This window comes from Enterobacter sp. SCRI0065, assembly GCF_059766475.1.
Map to the genome: position 1 here is coordinate 379574 of NZ_JCBAJB010000003.1, position 17375 is coordinate 396948.

Below are 17375 nucleotides of genomic sequence, written 5' to 3' on the forward strand. Positions count from 1 at the left end.
GTGCTCGAAAGAATTAAAGCTTGCTTCACAGAAAGCATTCAAACCCAGATTGCAGCGGCAGAAGCCCTCCCGGATGCGATTTCTCGTGCATCGTTGACGCTGGTGCAGTCTCTGCTTAACGGCAACAAAATCCTCTGTTGTGGCAACGGCACATCGGCCGCCAACGCACAGCATTTTGCTGCCAGCATGATTAATCGTTTTGAAACAGAACGTCCCAGTTTACCCGCCATTGCACTAAATACCGATAATGTGGTCTTAACGGCGATCGCCAACGATCGTCTGCATGACGAAGTATACGCAAAACAGGTGCGAGCCTTGGGGCACGCCGGGGATGTACTGCTGGCGATTTCCACTCGGGGGAACAGCCGCGACATCGTCAAAGCCGTCGAAGCTGCCGTTACACGCGATATGACTATTGTTGCTCTGACGGGTTATGACGGCGGCGAGCTGGCCGGGCTTTTAGGTCCGCAGGATGTGGAAATTCGCATTCCTTCACATCGCAGCGCGCGCATTCAGGAAATGCACATGCTGACGGTGAACTGCCTTTGCGATCTGATTGATAACACGCTTTTCCCTCACCAGGATGATTAAGGAGTACTAATGAAGGCATTATCGACCCTCGCAGTCCTTATTTCTGCGCTGCTGCTTCAGGGATGTATTGCTGCGGCCGTTGTGGGTACAGCGGCTGTAGGCACCAAAGCGGCGACCGATCCGCGCTCCGTAGGCACTCAGGTGGACGACGGTACGCTGGAACTGCGCGTCAACAGTGCGCTATCGAAAGACGAACAGATTAAGAAAGAAGCGCGTATTAACGTGACTGCGTACCAGGGCAAAGTGCTGCTGGCAGGTCAGACGCCAAATCTTGAGCTAGCCGCTCGTGCTAAGCAAATCGCAATGGGCGTAGAAGGCACCACGGAAGTCTTTAACGAAGTGCGTCAGGGCCAGCCTATCGGTCTGGGCGATGCCTCATCGGATACCTGGATAACCACTAAAGTCCGCTCGCAGCTGTTAGGTAGCGATCAGGTGAAATCCTCGAACGTTAAAGTGACGACAGAGAACGGCGAAGTCTTCCTGCTTGGTCTGGTCACCGAACGTGAAGGGAAAGCGGCAGCGGATATCGCCAGCCGCGTGGGCGGCGTGAAGCGCGTCACCACCGCATTTACCTTTATCAAATAAAGAATTGCCCGGCAGAAGCCGGGCATTTTTTTGTCTTACAGTAACGCAATACTTCCCGTAATCACCCCACTCAACGCCACCAGCCCACCGGTCAGCCATAGCGCTTTCGCCGGGAATGACTTACGCAGCATAATCAGCGACGGTAAGCTGACGGCAGGCAGCGTGATCAGCAGAGCCAGCGCTGGCGCAGTACCCATGCCTGCGAGCATCATGGTTTGCACAATCGGAATTTCAGCCGCGGTTGGGATAACAAACAAGCAGCCAGCCACCGCCATCGCGACCACCCACAGCAGCGTGTTATCAATTGCTCCATCCGCGTGCGGGAAAAGCCAAACGCGAGCCGCGCCCAGGACCAGAACCGCGAGGATATAAACAGGGATAGTGCTCCAGAATAGCTGCCACAGCGCTGTCCCCCAGCGAGCAAAGAAACCGTCCTGTGATTCTGGCACGAGTACATCCACAGGCGCAGGCTGTGCATCGTTGTCCTTCACCAGATACTGTACCAGTGAAGCAACCACCAAGACGGTGAGCAGCCCAGCGACAAATCGGATAAGCGCAAAATACCAGCCGAGCACAAACCCCATAAACACCAGCGTAGCAGGATTAAGCACCGGATTGCCCATCCAGAATGCCAGCGCGCCACCCATCGACACCCGCTGGCGTCGCATTCCCGCTGTAACCGGTGCCGCGCAGCAAGAGCACATCATGCCCGGCAGAGAGAAAATCGTGCCCAGTAATGTTCCCTGAAAACGCGGCTGTCCCAACGTGCGCATCAGCCAGTTGCGTGGAATCAACACCTGAATCAGCGAACCCAGCAAAACGCCCAGCACGGCGGCTTTCCACACGGCCAGAAAATAGACCATCGCGTAATCCCATGCGGCCTGCAACGGGCTGGAATTTGCCTGGGCGAGAATAGATTTACCAATGCTGTGCGTTTCGGCGGCGGTAAAGGCTTTACCGTAATACGGCTGCCATTTCACATACCAAAGACCGATGATGACAACCAGAAAAAAGAGTGCGGGCTTCCACCACTGAAAAGGCGTCGCCGCCTGAGATGAAGACTGACCAGTCATAACATTCCCCGGGGAGTGTAATTAAATAAGCTCGGGGAGTTTACGCCTCGCCTTTTGCAATTTCACGTAGTTTTGCCGAGGGGATAATGTTGACACCTTCCTGCGAGGGCGTCAGTGCTTCTCGTAACATTGCACTCGCCACATCGCGCGCTTCGATAGATTTCCAGTTTCCAGGAAAGAGTTTGAACAGCGGCGCAAACAGCGATTCGTTGAAGCGATGCTTTTCACGATCGCCCAACAGCATCGAGGGGCGGACGATAGTCAGCCGTTCCCAATTCTGAGCAATCAGCGCATCTTCCATTTTCCCCTTCACTTTGTTGTAAAAGAACGGAGAACTGGCATTCGCCCCCATCGAACTGACAACCAAAAAGTGTTTGGCCCCCCGTTTTTTTGCCGTGAGCGCCGTGTCCACCACCAGCGTATAGTCCGCGTGGATAAAGGCTTCTTTGCTTCCGGCTTCGCGCCGCGTGGTGCCTAAACAGCAAAATGCGATATCGATGGGATGGGTAACCAACGCGAGCGCGTCGCTAAGCTGCGGGTCGTGCGGATTATACACCCCGGTGATATCCACCAGCGGGCGGCGGGTCGGAGCCGCAATGTAAGTGACCTGCGGCTCCTGAATCAGCATTCGCAACAAACGATCGCCAACCAAACCGGTGGCACCTGTGAGTAATACCTGGCTCATCTTTTCTCCTTTGCAGATTAGTCCGTATGCGATTCCCGGCTGCTCGACCACACTTAGTAGTCTGTTACAGATAAGTATTTACCATAAGTGGAGAAAAATCTGTCTGAAGCCATAACAACGGAGGAAGCATGAGCAAGAAAATAGCAGTCTTGATCACCGACGAGTTTGAAGATTCAGAGTTCACCTCTCCTGCACAGGCGTTCCGTCAGGCGGGACATCAGGTGGTGACTATTGATAAACAGGCCGGGAAGACAGTGAAGGGGCATAAAGGCGAGGCCAGCGTGACTATCGACAAATCCATCGATGACGTTCAGCCTGCAGATTTCGACGCCCTTCTGCTACCAGGCGGCCATTCACCTGATACGCTGCGCGGTGACGAGCGATTTGTCACGTTTACGCGAGAATTTGTGGAAAGCGGTAAACCCGTCTTCGCCATCTGCCACGGACCGCAGTTGCTGATCAGCGCCGATGTCGTGCGTGGCCGCAAACTGACCGCGGTGAAACCGATCGTTATTGATCTAAAAAATGCAGGGGCCGATTTTTACGATCAGGAAGTGGTGATCGATAAAGATCAGCTGGTCACCAGCCGTACGCCAGACGATCTCCCGGCGTTTAACCGCGAGGCGTTGCGTCTACTCGGCGCGTAGCCAGTGAAGCTTTTTACCAAAGCCCAGCGTGTTGTCGGTGAATTTGAGTTCGTCGAGACGAATCTCCCAAACTGGCGCTGACAGCGCAACGGCGACCGGAAAGCGGCGAGTGTAGCGTTTACGCTGCGCGTCGCTTTCCTCTCCTTCAAGACGCCTGATTTCACCTTTGAATTGCACCCCGCGAATCAGCGCAACGGTTTTAGGTTGGCCGTTGACCGTTCCGGCGACCTTCGCCTGGGGTCCAGACATCTGCGCATGTCGGGTTCTATCTTCACTCATCACGTAAAACGCAACGCGTTCGGAGTCATAGTAATAAAAAGCATTGGCACACCACATGTCACCGTCGCGGTGAACACACCAGGTGACGACGTGCTGTTTCGCCAGCCAGCGGTTGATGGCGGCCAGTGTTTCCATTTTTATTCTCTCCCATGCTAAGGTGCGGTTACCTTAACATAGCGAATTCAATTACCGTGTGCTGGTTTGTCTATCTTGTCCGAACGACTCATAACGCGCTTTATACCGGAATCACAACCGACGTCGCACGGCGTTTTGTTGAACATCAAACGGGAAAAGGGGCAAAGGCCCTGCGGGGAAAAGGTGAACTCACACTGGCCTTTTCGGCACCCGTAGGTGAGCGCTCACTCGCATTGAAGATGGAATACCGGATAAAGCAGCTCACGAAGCGTCAGAAAGAGCGCCTCGTGACGGGCGACGGGTCGTTTGAGGCTCTACGTGAGAGCCTGCAAACCTCGCCGATTAAAGACGATTGAAGTGGTCGTGATACTCAACCAAACCGCTAACGCCGTTTAGCGCATCATCCGCCAGGCGATGCACCTGGAAGGCGGATTCAGTCCCTGGCCAACGGCAGCGCAGATCGTAATGGGCGGCAGGTTCAAAGCCAAAGCGACCATAAAATGCAGGATCGCCTAACACTGCCACTGCCGCATAGCTAAACTCATTCAGTGAATCCAGCCCCTCATAGATCAATTGGCGCGCAAGGCCCTGACCACGATGATTTTCATCAACGGCAAGCGGGGCCATTCCCACCCACTGCATGTCTTCACCCTGGACGAGCACCGGACTAAAGGCTACGTAACCGACAACCTGACCTTCATCATCGGTTGCCACAAGGCCTAACGTGATCAGGCCATCTTCACGAAGATCGTGGACCAGTTGGGCTTCGCCACTTTCAGGGAAGGAGCGACGTAACAAGGCATCGATACCCGGAGCATCAATCCCAATTTCAACTCGAATCAGCATGGCTCACCTACAGAATTGTGATGACTTTCTGGCGGGGTTTTCAGCCCAGCCTCAACAAAACCGGCCATTTGCATCAGCACCACGCGCAGCGGCTTTGGCATCTGATCCAGCTCAATGGCATCCATTAAATTTTTGACGTACAGGCCCAGCTCAGTATCTCCTTCAATCACCAGGCGGCGCTGGAAAAAGAGAGTATCTGGATCCTGTTTACGGGCGGCGATCATCAGTAGATCGCTGGCATCCGCGCTAAAGCTGACGTCTGCCTCAGCCGTTTGACTGACGACCAAACGACCCTTCTCAACGGAGGTGAACCAGCGCAGCCCAATATCTCGCACTTCGATACTCAGCCAACGTCCCTCAAGGAATTCCAGCTCGCCTTCTTCTAGCGCCTGTTGGAATTGCCAGCTCAGGACTTGCTCCAGTACCTGACGTTTAAGCGCGAACGGTGTCAGTTTTACCGGCACGCTCATCATAGATGGGCCAAATTGTACGAGACGTGAACGCAGTTTATCCAGCACGAGCTTTACTCCCTGATATCGATAATCCTGACATTTTGCCATAACCAGCGGCTGCCGTAGCGGCGTAAATCAACAAACCGTCGACCGGTATCTTTCATTATTGGTGTCATCAATACGCCATTAGCTGCCTCAAATCAAAAATTGTCGCAGAGAGGTTAACTAAAATCCCCGTTCGTTAACAAAAATTGGCGCCCTAAGGGGCGGCGAACGTCAGGATAAATTATGGAGCTGCTCTGCCCAGCCGGAAATCTACCGGCGCTTAAGGCGGCCATCGAAAACGGTGCCGATGCGGTTTACATCGGACTGAAAGATGATACCAATGCCCGCCACTTTGCTGGCCTTAACTTCACGGAGAAAAAACTCCAGGAAGCGGTGAATTTTGTCCACCAGCACCGCCGCAAGCTACATATTGCCATCAATACCTTTGCACACCCTGATGGCTATGCCCGCTGGCAACGCGCGGTCGATATGGCCGCACAACTCGGTGCCGATGCGTTGATTCTCGCCGATCTCGCTATGCTTGAGTATGCCGCAGAACGCTATCCGCACATTGAGCGCCATGTCTCTGTTCAGGCTTCTGCTACCAACGAAGAGGCCGTGCGTTTCTATCACCGTCACTTTGACGTCGCGCGTGTGGTTTTACCACGCGTGCTATCTATTCATCAGGTTAAGCAACTCGCACGCGTCTCGCCAGTACCGCTGGAAGTTTTTGCTTTCGGAAGCCTGTGCATCATGGCAGAAGGCCGTTGCTATCTTTCGTCTTATTTAACTGGCGAGTCACCCAATACGGTGGGCGCATGTTCCCCTGCCCGCTTTGTTCGCTGGCAGCAGACGCCACAAGGGCTGGAGTCGCGTCTGAACGACGTACTCATCGACCGTTATCAGGACGGTGAAAACGCGGGCTATCCCACGCTGTGCAAAGGGCGCTATCTGGTGGACGGCGAGCGCTATCACGCGCTGGAAGAGCCGACCAGCTTAAACACCCTGGAGCTGCTGCCGGAACTGCTGGCGGCCAATATTGCCTCGGTGAAAATTGAAGGGCGTCAGCGTAGCCCAGCCTATGTCAGCCAGGTCGCGAAGGTGTGGCGTCAGGCAATCGACCGCTGTATGGCGGACCCGCAGCACTATGCGCCTCAACCGGCCTGGATGGAGACGCTGGGGGCGATGTCAGAAGGCACGCAAACCACGCTTGGTGCGTATCACCGTAAATGGCAGTGAGATAATCAATGAAATATTCATTAGGGCCAGTGCTTTATTACTGGTCAAAAGAGACGCTGGAAGATTTTTACCAGCAGGCAGCCACCAGCAGCGCCGATGTGATTTACCTCGGTGAATCGGTATGCAGTAAGCGCCGGGCAACAAAAGTGGGCGACTGGCTGGATATGGCCAAAAGCCTCGCGGGCAGTGGCAAGCAGGTGGTGCTCTCAACGCTCGCGCTGGTGCAGGCGTCGTCGGAATTGGGCGAGCTGAAGCGCTATATTGAAAACGGTGATTTTCTGCTGGAAGCGAGCGACCTGGGCGTGGTGAACATGTGCGCCGAACGCAAGCTGCCGTTTGTCGCCGGGCATGCGCTGAATTGCTACAACGCCGTCACGCTACGCCTGCTGCTCAAGCAAGGCATGACGCGCTGGTGTATGCCGGTTGAACTTTCTCGTGACTGGCTGGCAAATCTGCTTAACCAGTGTGACGACCTGGGCATTCGTCATCAGTTTGAAGTGGAGGTGCTGAGCTATGGGCATCTGCCGCTGGCCTACTCTGCTCGCTGCTTTACCGCGCGCTCAGAAGACAAGCCGAAAGACGAATGCGAAACCTGCTGCATCAAGTACCCGAACGGGCGCAGCATGCTGTCGCAGGAAAACCAGCAGGTGTTCGTGCTAAACGGCATTCAAACCATGAGCGGCTATGTTTATAACCTTGGCAACGAATTGACCTCGATGCAGGGGCTGGTCGATATGGTGCGTTTGTCCCCGCTGGATAACGAAGTTTTCGCGATGCTGGATGCCTTCCGCGCCAATGAGAATGGCGCAACGCCGCTTGCGCTTAAGGCAAACAGCGACTGCAATGGTTACTGGAAACGCGTGGCCGGGTTAGAGTTGCTGGCGTAAAAATAGCTCACTTTGTTAACAACGGTTATTAAATTTTAATGCACTATTAAAAGATAACCGTCGACAAAGTGAGCCGTTATGACTGATAAAACCATTCCTTTTTCGGTGCTGGATCTGGCGCCGATCCCTGAGGGATCTTCTGCAAAAGAAGCCTTCTCGCATTCGTTAGACCTCGCCCGTCTTGCTGAAAAGCGCGGCTATCACCGCTACTGGCTGGCGGAACATCACAACATGGTTGGCATCGCCAGCGCAGCGACCTCGGTGCTGATTGGTTATCTGGCTGCCAATACTTCCACGCTGCATCTTGGCTCCGGTGGTGTGATGCTGCCCAACCACTCTCCGCTGGTGATTGCCGAACAGTTTGGCACCCTGAACACGCTCTATCCTGGCCGTATCGACCTGGGGCTGGGACGTGCGCCAGGCAGCGATCAACCCACCATGCGGGCGCTACGTCGGCACATGAGCGGCGATGTTGATAACTTCCCACGCGATGTGGCCGAGCTGGTGGACTGGTTCGATGCGCGCGACCCGAACCCACATGTACGCCCGGTTCCGGGCTATGGTGAAGAGGTGCCGGTATGGCTGTTAGGTTCGAGCCTTTACAGTGCGCAACTGGCGGCGCAGCTTGGCCTGCCGTTTGCGTTTGCCTCGCACTTCGCGCCGGATATGCTGCATCAGGCGCTGCATTTGTATCGCACGAACTTTAAACCTTCTCAACGTCTGGAAAAACCGTACGCGATGGTGTGTATTAACATCGTTGCCGCCGACAGTAATCGCGATGCGGAATTCCTGTTTACCTCCATGCAGCAGGCCTTCGCCAAACTACGTCGCGGCGAAACCGGGCAGCTTCCGCCGCCAGTTGAGAACATGCACCAGCTGTGGTCAGCCTCTGAACAGTACGGCGTACAGCAGGCGCTGAGCATGTCTTTGGTGGGCGATAAGGCAAAAGTACGTCACGGGCTGGAAGCCGTGCTACGTGAGACGCAGGCGGATGAAATCATGGTTAACGGCCAGATCTTCGATAATCAGGCACGTTTGCATTCGTTTGATCTGGCGATGCAGGTGAAAGAGGAGTTGGTGGGGTAATTTTTGCCGGATGGCGGCTGCGCCTTATCTGGCCTACACAACATCGTAGGCCCGGTAAGCGTAACGCCACCGGGCATTATATTTACTGGTAGACAGGCAACAGGTCAAAGCTCGACAGAATATGGACCAGGGCGTTACCCACGCCGAACACCAGAATCAGCGCAATCATCGGTTTGCCGCCCCAAACGCGGAATTTCGGGCTACCGAAGCGTTTACGTGATTTGCGTGCCAGCAGAGCCGGGACAATCGCTGCCCATATCGTCGCCGCCAAACCCGCGTATCCAATGGCATAGAGGAAACCGTTCGGCCACAGCAGGCCACCAACAATCGGTGGCAGGAAGGTCAGCAGCGCGGTTTTCAGACGCCCCATCGCAGAATCATCGAACCCACACAGATCCGCAAGATAGTCGAACAGACCGAGCGTCACGCCCAGGAAAGAACTTGCGACGGCAAAGTTCGAGAACACAACCAACAGCAAATCCAGACTGCGGCTGTTCAGCACGCCGCTCAGCGTCTGTACCAGCACATCAATATTACCGCCCTTCTGCGCTATGCCGATAAATTCCGGGCGTGGGATGTTGCCCATCGTTCCTAGCAGCCAAATCACATAAAGCCCCAGCGCCAATAGCGTACCGTAAACCAGGCAGCGAATGATGGTGCGCGGGTCTTTGCCATAGTATTTCATCAGGCTCGGCACATTACCGTGGTAGCCAAACGAAGCCAGACAAAACGGCAGCGTCATCAACAGATACGGCGAGTAAGAGGCGTTGCTCTCTGCCACGTTGAATAACGTCGCTGGCGTAACGTGCCCTAACAGGCTGCCGAAGGTCAGGAAGAAGGTAATGACCTTTGCGCCTAAGACGATCGCCGTCATACGGCTCACCGCTTTAGTGCTGAGCCAGACGATAAATGCCACCGCCAGCGCGAAGGTGAAACCCGCCAGACGTGCCGGGACGTTCAGCGACATTTCAGCAAAGGTGTGATGCAGGATAGAGCCACTCGCGGAGATGTACGCGTAGGTCAGGATATAAAGCACAAACGCGATGGAAAGGCCGTTTATCAGGTTCCAGCCTTTACCGAGCAGATCTTTGGTAATGGTGTCAAAGCTTGAACCAATTCGATAGTTGAGGTTAGCTTCAAGAATCATCAGTCCGGAATGCAGCATGCAGAACCAGGTGAATACCAAAGCCGCCAGCGACCAGAAGAACCACGCACCTGACATCACCACCGGCAAGGAGAACATCCCTGCACCGATAATCGTGCCGCCGATAATCACCACGCCGCCAAGCAGCGAAGGTGACGTTTGTGTGGTCGTTAGTGTCGCCATACAGCCAATTCTCCAGTGAATAATTTTGCTACCGAATCTTAATGCGTCGCACTGTACCAGTACAAGAGTACAAAAGGAATAAAAAAAGCCCCGATAATAAATATCGGGGCTGTATATTTTACTTTACGTCAGAAACGTAAGGCTTACGCGTCACGACGACGAGTAGGAGTGCCTTCTTCGCGACGTGGGCCACGGTTTTCACGACGTTCACCGCTGAAGCGACCTGCACCGGCAGCCGGTGCTGCACCGTCACGACGAGGACCACGACCGCCTTCACGACGCTCGCCGCCGCCGAAGGTACGACGTTCGCCAGCAGGGCGATCGCCCTCACGACGAGGACCACGATCAGGACGCGGCTGGGCATCGCCCATCAGCTGCATGTTCATCGGCTTGTTCAGGATACGGGTACGAGTAAAGTGCTGCAGTACTTCGCCCGGCATGCCTTTCGGCAGCTCAATAGTAGAGTGAGTCCCGAACAGCTTGATGTTACCGATGTAACGGCTGCTGATGTCGCCTTCGTTAGCGATAGCGCCAACGATGTGACGAACTTCAACACCATCATCACGGCCAACTTCGATACGATACAGTTCCATATCGCCAGCTTCACGACGTTCACGACGTGGACGTTCTTCACCCGCAGCGCCTGCTGCACCTGCTGCACGCTCAGGACGTGGGCCACGATCGTTACGATCGCCACGGTCATTACGATCGCGACGCTCAAAACGCTCATCACGCTCACGGAATTCGCGCTTAGGACGCATCGGTGCATCAGGTGGCACGATCAGAGCACGTTCGCCCTGAGCCATCTTCAGCAGAGCAGCTGCCAGCGTTTCGATGTCCAGCTCTTCGCCTTCTGCGGTCGGCTTGATCTGCGCAAGCAGTTCACGATACTTATCCAGATCGCTGCTTTCCAGCTGCTGCTGTACTTTCGCGGCGAACTTCTCCAGACGGCGTTTGCCCAGCAGGTCTGCGTTCGGCAGGTCTGCTTCTGGAATGGTCAGCTTCATCGTGCGTTCAATGTTACGCAGCAGACGACGTTCGCGGTTCTCAACGAACAGCAGCGCACGGCCTGCACGACCCGCACGACCGGTACGGCCAATACGGTGAACGTAAGACTCAGAGTCCATCGGGATGTCGTAGTTAACGACCAGGCTGATACGTTCAACGTCCAGACCACGTGCCGCAACGTCAGTTGCAATCAGGATATCCAGACGACCATCTTTCAGGCGTTCCAGAGTCTGCTCACGCAGTGACTGGTTCATGTCACCGTTCAGCGCGGCGCTGTTATAACCGCTACGCTCCAGCGCTTCTGCCACTTCCAGAGTCGCGTTTTTGGTACGAACGAAGATAATCGCCGCATCAAAATCTTCAGCTTCAAGGAAACGCACCAGCGCTTCGTTTTTACGCATGCCGTTTACAGACCAGAAAGTCTGGCTGATGTCCGGGCGAGTCGTGACGCTAGACTGGATACGCACTTCCTGCGGATCCTTCATGAAACGACGGGTAATACGACGGATCGCTTCTGGCATAGTTGCAGAGAACAGAGCGGTCTGATGACCTTCTGGGATCTGCGCCATAATAGTTTCTACGTCTTCGATGAAGCCCATGCGGAGCATTTCGTCAGCTTCATCCAGAACCAGACCGCTCAGTTTAGAGAGGTCCAGCGTACCGCGCTTCAGGTGATCCAACAGACGACCCGGCGTACCGACGACAACCTGTGGACCCTGGCGCAGTGCGCGTAACTGCACGTCATAACGCTGGCCGCCGTAAAGGGCTACCACGTTCACGCCGCGCATGTGTTTTGAGAATTCAGTCATAGCTTCCGCCACCTGAACAGCCAGTTCACGGGTCGGAGCCAGTACGAGGATCTGCGGCGCGCGCAGGTCAGCATCAATGTTGTTCAGCAGCGGCAGCGAGAACGCTGCGGTTTTTCCGCTACCAGTCTGGGCCATGCCCAGCACGTCACGACCAGAGAGTAAATGCGGGATGCATTCAGCCTGAATCGGAGATGGTTTTTCGTAACCCAGATCGGTAAGGGCTTCAAGGATGGGAGCCTTCAGGCCCAGATCTGCAAAAGTGGTTTCGAATTCAGCCATGTAGTACAAGTGCCTCGATATTAATGGCGGCCAGTCTACATAACTCATCGTGAAAATGATTAGCAATTTTCATTGAAAAGTGTGAACCGGCTCAAAGTAGGTGTATTGACGAACAACAACGCCCTCACCAGTTAAGGTGATGACAATCAAAAGATTCAGGGCTGATGTGTACGTCAGCTATTGCTGGTCCGATTCTGCCAGGTCATCTTGCTCCTGGCCCAAGAGCGATAATTCCAACAATGCATAACGGTGCTCAACGAAGTTGTGTACGTTGTTAGCGACCGCTAATTTGAACAGTGCCGTAGCGCTGTCCATATCCCCCAGACTTAGGTAGTACTTACCTAAATAGAAGTTGGTTTCACTGAGATGCTCAGCGAGCGAGGTGTTATCCGTTGCGTCCGCCTTGAGTCGGTCCATTAGCGTTGCTTCGCTAATGTTGCCCAGGTAGAACTCGACAATGTTCCATCCCCATTGCTCCTTGTCCGATTTTTCGAAGCGTTGCTTTAACGCCTCTTTTGCCTGCTTCTCATCGAGCTTCTGCTCAACGATATAAAGCCACAGGACACGGAAAGGATCATTAGGATCGTCTTGATAAAACGCTAGCAGATCATCTTGCGCTAACTTATCACGACCGCCGTAATATAATGCGATACCGCGATTTAAGTGCGCGTAGTTGTAAGTTGGATCAAGCTCAAGTACAGAATCAAACGCTTCATAGGCAGCATCAAAATTGCCTGCCTGCGTTAAATATATACCTAAGTAATTGAATACTTCAGGCATATCGGGTCGGATTGCCAGCGCTTGTGAAAAATCATTTCGCGCTAGTGCCCTCAGACCGAGACTATCATACAACACTCCGCGCTCATATAAAAGCTGTGCGCGTTCATCATCGGTTAAAGCCCGACTGGCAAGTATTTGTTCCATGCGTGCCAGAATCACTTCCTGCTGCAAAGTCGGTTGCAATGGCACTGCGAGGACTTCGCTCTTACGCCAGGCAGAGTTGCTGCATCCTGCCAGCGTTAAAGCTGTCGCAACGAAACACCAGCGCAAAAAAGGCTTCATTTCCTACTCCCGAAGACAACTGTTGGATGAACGTCCTGTCCCCCGGCTGCTAACAAGGCGTCCTGCCTGATAATAAACCCTCCGCTAATGCGGAGGGCAAATGCAACCTTACTCGCCTTGTTCTGCTGCTGGCGCTTCTGGCGCTGCGGCAGGAGACTGCTCGGTCGCTTCTTTGATGCTCAGACGGATACGGCCCTGGCGGTCAACTTCCAGAACTTTAACCGGTACTTCCTGATTCATCTGCAGGTAATCGGTCACTTTCTCAACACGCTTGTCAGCAATCTGAGAGATGTGAACCAGACCTTCTTTACCGCCACCGATGGCAACGAATGCGCCAAAGTCAACGATACGGGTCACTTTACCGCTATAGATACGACCCACTTCGATTTCTGCGGTGATCTCTTCGATACGACGAATAGCGAATTTCGCTTTCTCGCCGTCGGTTGCTGCAATCTTCACAGTACCGTCATCTTCGATTTCGATAGTGGTGCCCGTTTCTTCGGTCAGAGCACGGATAACAGAACCGCCTTTACCGATAACGTCTTTGATCTTGTCTGGGCTGATCTTAATGGTGTGGATACGTGGTGCGAACTGAGAAATATCGCCACGCGGCGCGTTGATCGCCTGCTCCATCACGCCCAGGATGTGCAGACGCGCACCTTTAGCCTGGTTCAGTGCAACCTGCATGATCTCTTTGGTGATACCTTCAATTTTGATATCCATCTGCAGTGCAGAGATACCTTCGCGGGAACCCGCTACTTTGAAGTCCATATCGCCCAGGTGATCTTCGTCGCCCAGAATGTCAGACAGAACAACAAAGTTGTCGCCTTCTTTCACCAGGCCCATTGCGATACCCGCAACGGCGGCTTTAATCGGCACGCCTGCATCCATCAGCGCCAGAGATGCGCCACACACGGAAGCCATAGAAGAAGAACCGTTAGATTCAGTGATTTCAGAAACCACACGAACGGTGTACGGGAATTTGTCAGCTTCCGGCATAACAGCCAGTACGCCACGCTTCGCCAGACGACCGTGACCAATTTCACGACGCTTCGGCGAGCCAACCATACCGGTTTCACCTACGGAGTACGGAGGGAAGTTGTAGTGGAACAGGAAGCTGTCAGTGCGATCGCCCATCAGTTCGTCGATGTTCTGCGCGTCACGTGCAGTACCCAGAGTCGCGGTAACCAGCGCCTGAGTTTCGCCACGGGTAAACAGTGCGGAGCCATGAGTACGTGGCAGAACGCCAGTACGCACATCCAGACCACGAATCATGTCTTTTTCACGGCCATCGATACGCGGTTCGCCAGCCAGAACACGGCTACGTACGGCATTTTTCTCAATGGCGTGCAGGATTTCGCTCAGGTCGTTAGCGTCCAGAGAGTCATCTTCTGCAACCAGCGTAGCGATGGTTTCAGATTTGATCACATCGATCTGCGCGTAACGTTCTTGTTTGTCAGTGATGCGGTAAGCATCGCTCAGACGAGCTTCAGCCAGTGCGGCAACGCGCGCGTTCAGCGCTTCGTCTACGACTTCAGGCTGCCAGTCCCAACGTGGTTTACCGGCTTCTTTAACCAGATCTTTAATGTTCTGGATAACGATCTGCTGCTGCTCGTGGCCAAATACAACTGCGCCCAGCATCTGGTCTTCGCTCAGCAGTTCTGCTTCGGATTCAACCATCAATACTGCAGCTTCGGTACCGGCAACAACCAGGTCCAGCTTACTTTCTTTCAGCTCATCCTGAGTCGGGTTCAGTACGTACTGGTCATTGATATAACCCACACGCGCAGAACCGATAGGACCGTTGAATGGAAGACCAGACAGGGACAGTGCAGCGGATGCACCGATCATCGCAACGATGTCTGGGTTAACCTGTGGGTTAACGGAAACAACGGTCGCAATCACCTGAACTTCGTTAATGAAGCCTTCCGGGAACAGCGGACGAACAGGACGGTCAATCAGGCGCGAAATCAGCGTTTCGCCTTCGCTTGGACGGCCTTCACGACGGAAGAAGCCACCAGGGATTTTACCAGCAGCGTAAGTACGCTCCTGATAGTTAACGGTCAGCGGGAAGAAGTCCTGGCCCGGTTTGGTTTTTTTCTGGCCAACAACGGTCACGAATACAGCAGTGTCATCCATGCTTACCATTACGGCAGCAGTAGCCTGACGTGCCATCATGCCGGTTTCCAGCGTGACGGTATGCTGACCATACTGGAATTTACGAACGATCGGATTCAGCAAAATTCTGTCCTTTCTTAATGAATGACAGCACACCCACGGTGTGCTGTCGATTTAACCCGACCTTCTTCGCATCCTCGCGACTAATGACAACCGACACCCCCTTGGGTGAAGCCTCTCATTAGCCGCGCGAACCTCTGCAATGAAGATCATTTATAGCAACAATACAATAGTTTCCAGTGAATTGCTGCCGTGCGGTTGAAAAAAGGGGCCATTAGGCCCCTTTTTCTGAAACTCGCAAGACTTAGCGACGCAGACCCAGACGCTCGATCAGCGCGGTGTAGCGTGCAACATCTTTACGTTTCAGGTAGTCGAGCAGTTTACGACGCTGAGAAACCATACGCAGCAGACCACGACGGCTGTGGTGATCTTTTTTGTGCTCTGCAAAGTGACCCTGCAGGTGGTTAATCTGTGCAGTCAGCAGTGCAACCTGAACTTCGGTAGAACCGCTGTCGTTAGTACCACGACCGAACTCGGAAACGATTTTAGCTTTAGCTTCAACGCTTAGAGACATGATGAACTCCAAAATAATAAAGAATGTAAGGATGCCGATCTCTAATTCAGCAATCCCAGTTTACGCCCCGCAAATTGTTAAACAGTTTCCAGGACGTTAAGCGGCGATATTCTACCCGTCTCCCCTGCTTATCGCAAGGTACGTAAAATGCTTATAACGGATATTCAACAACCAAACGACGCGGGGCCACGCGGCCTTCGTCGTCAATTTCGCCCATACCGATGAACTTGCTTTCATCGCCTTCAGTCACACGAACCAGCCCCGTATGTGGGGTATCTGTTGTGCGTACCGGGTTGCCGTTTTTAAAATAAATTGATGACGTTAACGGCAAATTGACGATGGGGAAGTCGGAAGCCGGACTATCCATCGGCATCAGCAGCGGATCCAGCAAATCGGCCGGAGAGATGCCCTGCTCTTCCGCTTGTGCTGCCAGAGCGTGGAGATGCTCCAGCGTGACCATACGTTCCACCGGATATTTACTGACGGCGAGGCGGCGCAAATAAATCACGTGTGCGCCACAACCGAGCTTTTCGCCCAGGTCATCAATAATGGTGCGAATATAAGTCCCTTTCGAGCAGTGTACTTCCAGCTCTAACTCATCGCCTTCATGGCGAATAAACAGCAGCTCATAGACGGTGATCGGGCGAGCTTCGCGCGGGACATCAATTCCCTGACGCGCATACTCATACAGCTTTTTGCCCTGATACTTCAACGCCGAATACATGGAAGGCACCTGCTGGGTTTCCCCACGGAAGCTTTCCAGCGCCACATCAAGCTGCTCATTGCTAAAGGTCACCGGGCGTTCTTCAACGACCTGCCCGTCAGCATCGGAGGTGTCCGTACGCTGGCCCAATTTTGCAATAACGCGATAACGCTTATCGGAATCAAGCAGATACTGAGAAAACTTTGTCGCTTCACCCAGACACACTGGCAGCATACCTGTCGCCAGCGGGTCTAGCGCGCCGGTGTGCCCGGCACGATTTGCGTTAAATATACGCTTCACTTTTTGCAGCACGTCATTACTGGAGGCACCCTGAGGTTTATCCAGTAGCAGCACACCGTGCACATCGCGGCCGCGACGACGAGGACGACTCATCAGTCCTCCTTTTCGTCTTCCGGGTTCACACGACGCTCATCGTCATGCTTAACCACGCTGGTCACGAGGTTGGACATACGCATACCTTCTACCAGTGAGTTATCGTAGAAGAAAGTCAGCTCAGGCACGATACGCAGACGCATCGCTTTGCCCAGCAGAGAGCGGATGTAACCCGACGCTTCCTGTAACGCTTTCATGCCATGTTTAATGGCAGTTTCGTCCTGATCATTCAGGAAGGTCACGAACACCTTGGCATACGCCAGGTCTCGGGACATTTCAACGCCGGAAACGGTCGTCATCAAACCCAGACGCGGGTCTTTAATTTCACGCTGCAGGATGAGTGCGATTTCTTTTTGCAGCTCCTGACCAACACGCTGCGGGCGACCAAATTCTTTCGCCATAATAAATTCTCCAGACAAAAAAGGGGCTCTAAGCCCCTTTTAAAATTATTGCCGGGTGGCGCTTCGCTAACCCGGCCTACAATCGGTTAAT

The 17375-nt window shown here is 53.7% G+C and carries 20 protein-coding genes; 7 read left to right on the forward strand and 13 right to left on the reverse strand.

The features are described 5' to 3' along the window. Positions 1-591 (forward strand): DnaA initiator-associating protein DiaA, encoded by a 591-nt coding sequence (diaA, locus tag AC6EMZ_RS11830; protein ID WP_498402689.1) that lies wholly within the window; start codon positions 1-3, stop codon positions 589-591. A 9-nt stretch (positions 592-600) separates the two neighbouring features. Continuing rightward, positions 601-1176: a division/outer membrane stress-associated lipid-binding lipoprotein gene (dolP, locus tag AC6EMZ_RS11835; protein WP_498402690.1), complete on the forward strand. Its 576-nt coding sequence runs from the start codon at positions 601-603 to the stop codon at positions 1174-1176. Positions 1177-1211: 35 nt separating this feature from the next. On the opposite strand, the gene AC6EMZ_RS11840 is transcribed toward dolP, so the two are convergent. Together AC6EMZ_RS11840 and AC6EMZ_RS11845 are read right to left on the reverse strand one after the other, a co-directional pair. Next, complete coding sequence (locus AC6EMZ_RS11840) at positions 1212-2249, reverse strand: permease (RefSeq protein ID WP_498402691.1); 1038 nt, start codon at positions 2247-2249, stop codon at positions 1212-1214. A gap of 40 nt (positions 2250-2289) precedes the next feature. Beyond that, positions 2290-2934 carry an NAD(P)H-binding protein gene (locus tag AC6EMZ_RS11845; RefSeq protein WP_498402692.1) on the reverse strand — a complete coding sequence of 215 codons (645 nt, stop codon included), beginning with the start codon at positions 2932-2934 and terminating at the stop codon, positions 2290-2292. A gap of 128 nt (positions 2935-3062) precedes the next feature. Here AC6EMZ_RS11845 and AC6EMZ_RS11850 point away from each other — a divergent pair, with 128 nt between their 5' ends. Then, positions 3063-3581, forward strand: coding sequence for a type 1 glutamine amidotransferase domain-containing protein (locus AC6EMZ_RS11850; RefSeq protein ID WP_498402693.1), 519 nt, complete (start codon positions 3063-3065; stop codon positions 3579-3581). Here AC6EMZ_RS11850 and AC6EMZ_RS11855 read toward each other — a convergent pair. Continuing rightward, entirely contained in the window at positions 3567-3995 is a 429-nt protein-coding gene (locus AC6EMZ_RS11855) for a YhbP family protein (protein WP_498402694.1), read from the reverse strand. The genes AC6EMZ_RS11850 and AC6EMZ_RS11855 overlap by 15 nt on opposite strands. 14 nt (positions 3996-4009) lie before the next feature. Here AC6EMZ_RS11855 and AC6EMZ_RS11860 point away from each other — a divergent pair, with 14 nt between their 5' ends. Continuing rightward, entirely contained in the window at positions 4010-4351 is a 342-nt protein-coding gene (locus AC6EMZ_RS11860) for a GIY-YIG nuclease family protein (RefSeq protein WP_498402828.1), read from the forward strand. Here the strand turns inward: AC6EMZ_RS11860 and AC6EMZ_RS11865 are convergent. Beyond that, positions 4338-4841, reverse strand: a complete 504-nt coding sequence (locus AC6EMZ_RS11865; RefSeq protein ID WP_498402695.1) for a GNAT family N-acetyltransferase — start codon at positions 4839-4841, stop codon at positions 4338-4340. The genes AC6EMZ_RS11860 and AC6EMZ_RS11865 overlap by 14 nt on opposite strands. Next, positions 4835-5359, reverse strand: a complete 525-nt coding sequence (gene ubiT / locus AC6EMZ_RS11870) for a ubiquinone anaerobic biosynthesis accessory factor UbiT (protein ID WP_498402696.1) — start codon at positions 5357-5359, stop codon at positions 4835-4837. The genes AC6EMZ_RS11865 and ubiT overlap by 7 nt, the downstream gene beginning before the upstream one ends. Positions 5360-5581: 222 nt before the next feature. Here ubiT and ubiU point away from each other — a divergent pair, with 222 nt between their 5' ends. From ubiU to AC6EMZ_RS11885, 3 genes are all read left to right on the forward strand, one after another. Continuing rightward, a complete protein-coding gene (ubiU, locus tag AC6EMZ_RS11875; protein WP_498402697.1) occupies positions 5582-6577 on the forward strand; it encodes a ubiquinone anaerobic biosynthesis protein UbiU in 996 nt (331 codons plus the stop codon). An 8-nt stretch (positions 6578-6585) separates the two neighbouring features. Further along, on the forward strand, positions 6586-7464 hold the full coding sequence (locus tag AC6EMZ_RS11880) for a U32 family peptidase (RefSeq protein WP_498402698.1): 879 nt from the start codon (positions 6586-6588) through the stop codon (positions 7462-7464). 78 nt (positions 7465-7542) lie between these two features. After that, on the forward strand, positions 7543-8550 hold the full coding sequence (locus AC6EMZ_RS11885) for a luciferase-like monooxygenase (protein WP_498402699.1): 1008 nt from the start codon (positions 7543-7545) through the stop codon (positions 8548-8550). An 82-nt stretch (positions 8551-8632) separates the two neighbouring features. On the opposite strand, the gene mtr is transcribed toward AC6EMZ_RS11885, so the two are convergent. The 8 genes from mtr to rbfA form a co-directional block, all read right to left on the reverse strand. Further along, on the reverse strand, positions 8633-9877 hold the full coding sequence (mtr, locus tag AC6EMZ_RS11890; RefSeq protein WP_498402700.1) for a tryptophan permease: 1245 nt from the start codon (positions 9875-9877) through the stop codon (positions 8633-8635). Between the two features lie 143 nt (positions 9878-10020). Then, positions 10021-11973 (reverse strand): DEAD/DEAH family ATP-dependent RNA helicase, encoded by a 1953-nt coding sequence (locus tag AC6EMZ_RS11895; RefSeq protein WP_498402701.1) that lies wholly within the window; start codon positions 11971-11973, stop codon positions 10021-10023. Then, positions 11966-12046 carry a protein YrbN gene (gene yrbN / locus AC6EMZ_RS11900; RefSeq protein WP_097919743.1) on the reverse strand — a complete coding sequence of 27 codons (81 nt, stop codon included), beginning with the start codon at positions 12044-12046 and terminating at the stop codon, positions 11966-11968. The genes AC6EMZ_RS11895 and yrbN overlap by 8 nt, the downstream gene beginning before the upstream one ends. Positions 12047-12150: 104 nt before the next feature. Then, positions 12151-13035, reverse strand: a complete 885-nt coding sequence (gene nlpI, locus AC6EMZ_RS11905) for a lipoprotein NlpI (protein ID WP_498402702.1) — start codon at positions 13033-13035, stop codon at positions 12151-12153. A 108-nt stretch (positions 13036-13143) separates the two neighbouring features. Further along, positions 13144-15276, reverse strand: coding sequence for a polyribonucleotide nucleotidyltransferase (gene pnp / locus AC6EMZ_RS11910; protein ID WP_498402703.1), 2133 nt, complete (start codon positions 15274-15276; stop codon positions 13144-13146). A 241-nt stretch (positions 15277-15517) separates the two neighbouring features. Beyond that, the gene (gene rpsO, locus AC6EMZ_RS11915; protein WP_003861789.1) at positions 15518-15787 is read right to left on the reverse strand and encodes a 30S ribosomal protein S15; all 270 of its coding nucleotides are present in this window, start codon (positions 15785-15787) and stop codon (positions 15518-15520) included. A 151-nt stretch (positions 15788-15938) separates the two neighbouring features. Next, a complete protein-coding gene (gene truB / locus AC6EMZ_RS11920; protein WP_498402704.1) occupies positions 15939-16883 on the reverse strand; it encodes a tRNA pseudouridine(55) synthase TruB in 945 nt (314 codons plus the stop codon). Next, positions 16883-17284, reverse strand: coding sequence for a 30S ribosome-binding factor RbfA (rbfA, locus tag AC6EMZ_RS11925; protein WP_498402706.1), 402 nt, complete (start codon positions 17282-17284; stop codon positions 16883-16885). The genes truB and rbfA overlap by 1 nt, the downstream gene beginning before the upstream one ends. Positions 17285-17375: the final 91 nt, after the last annotated feature.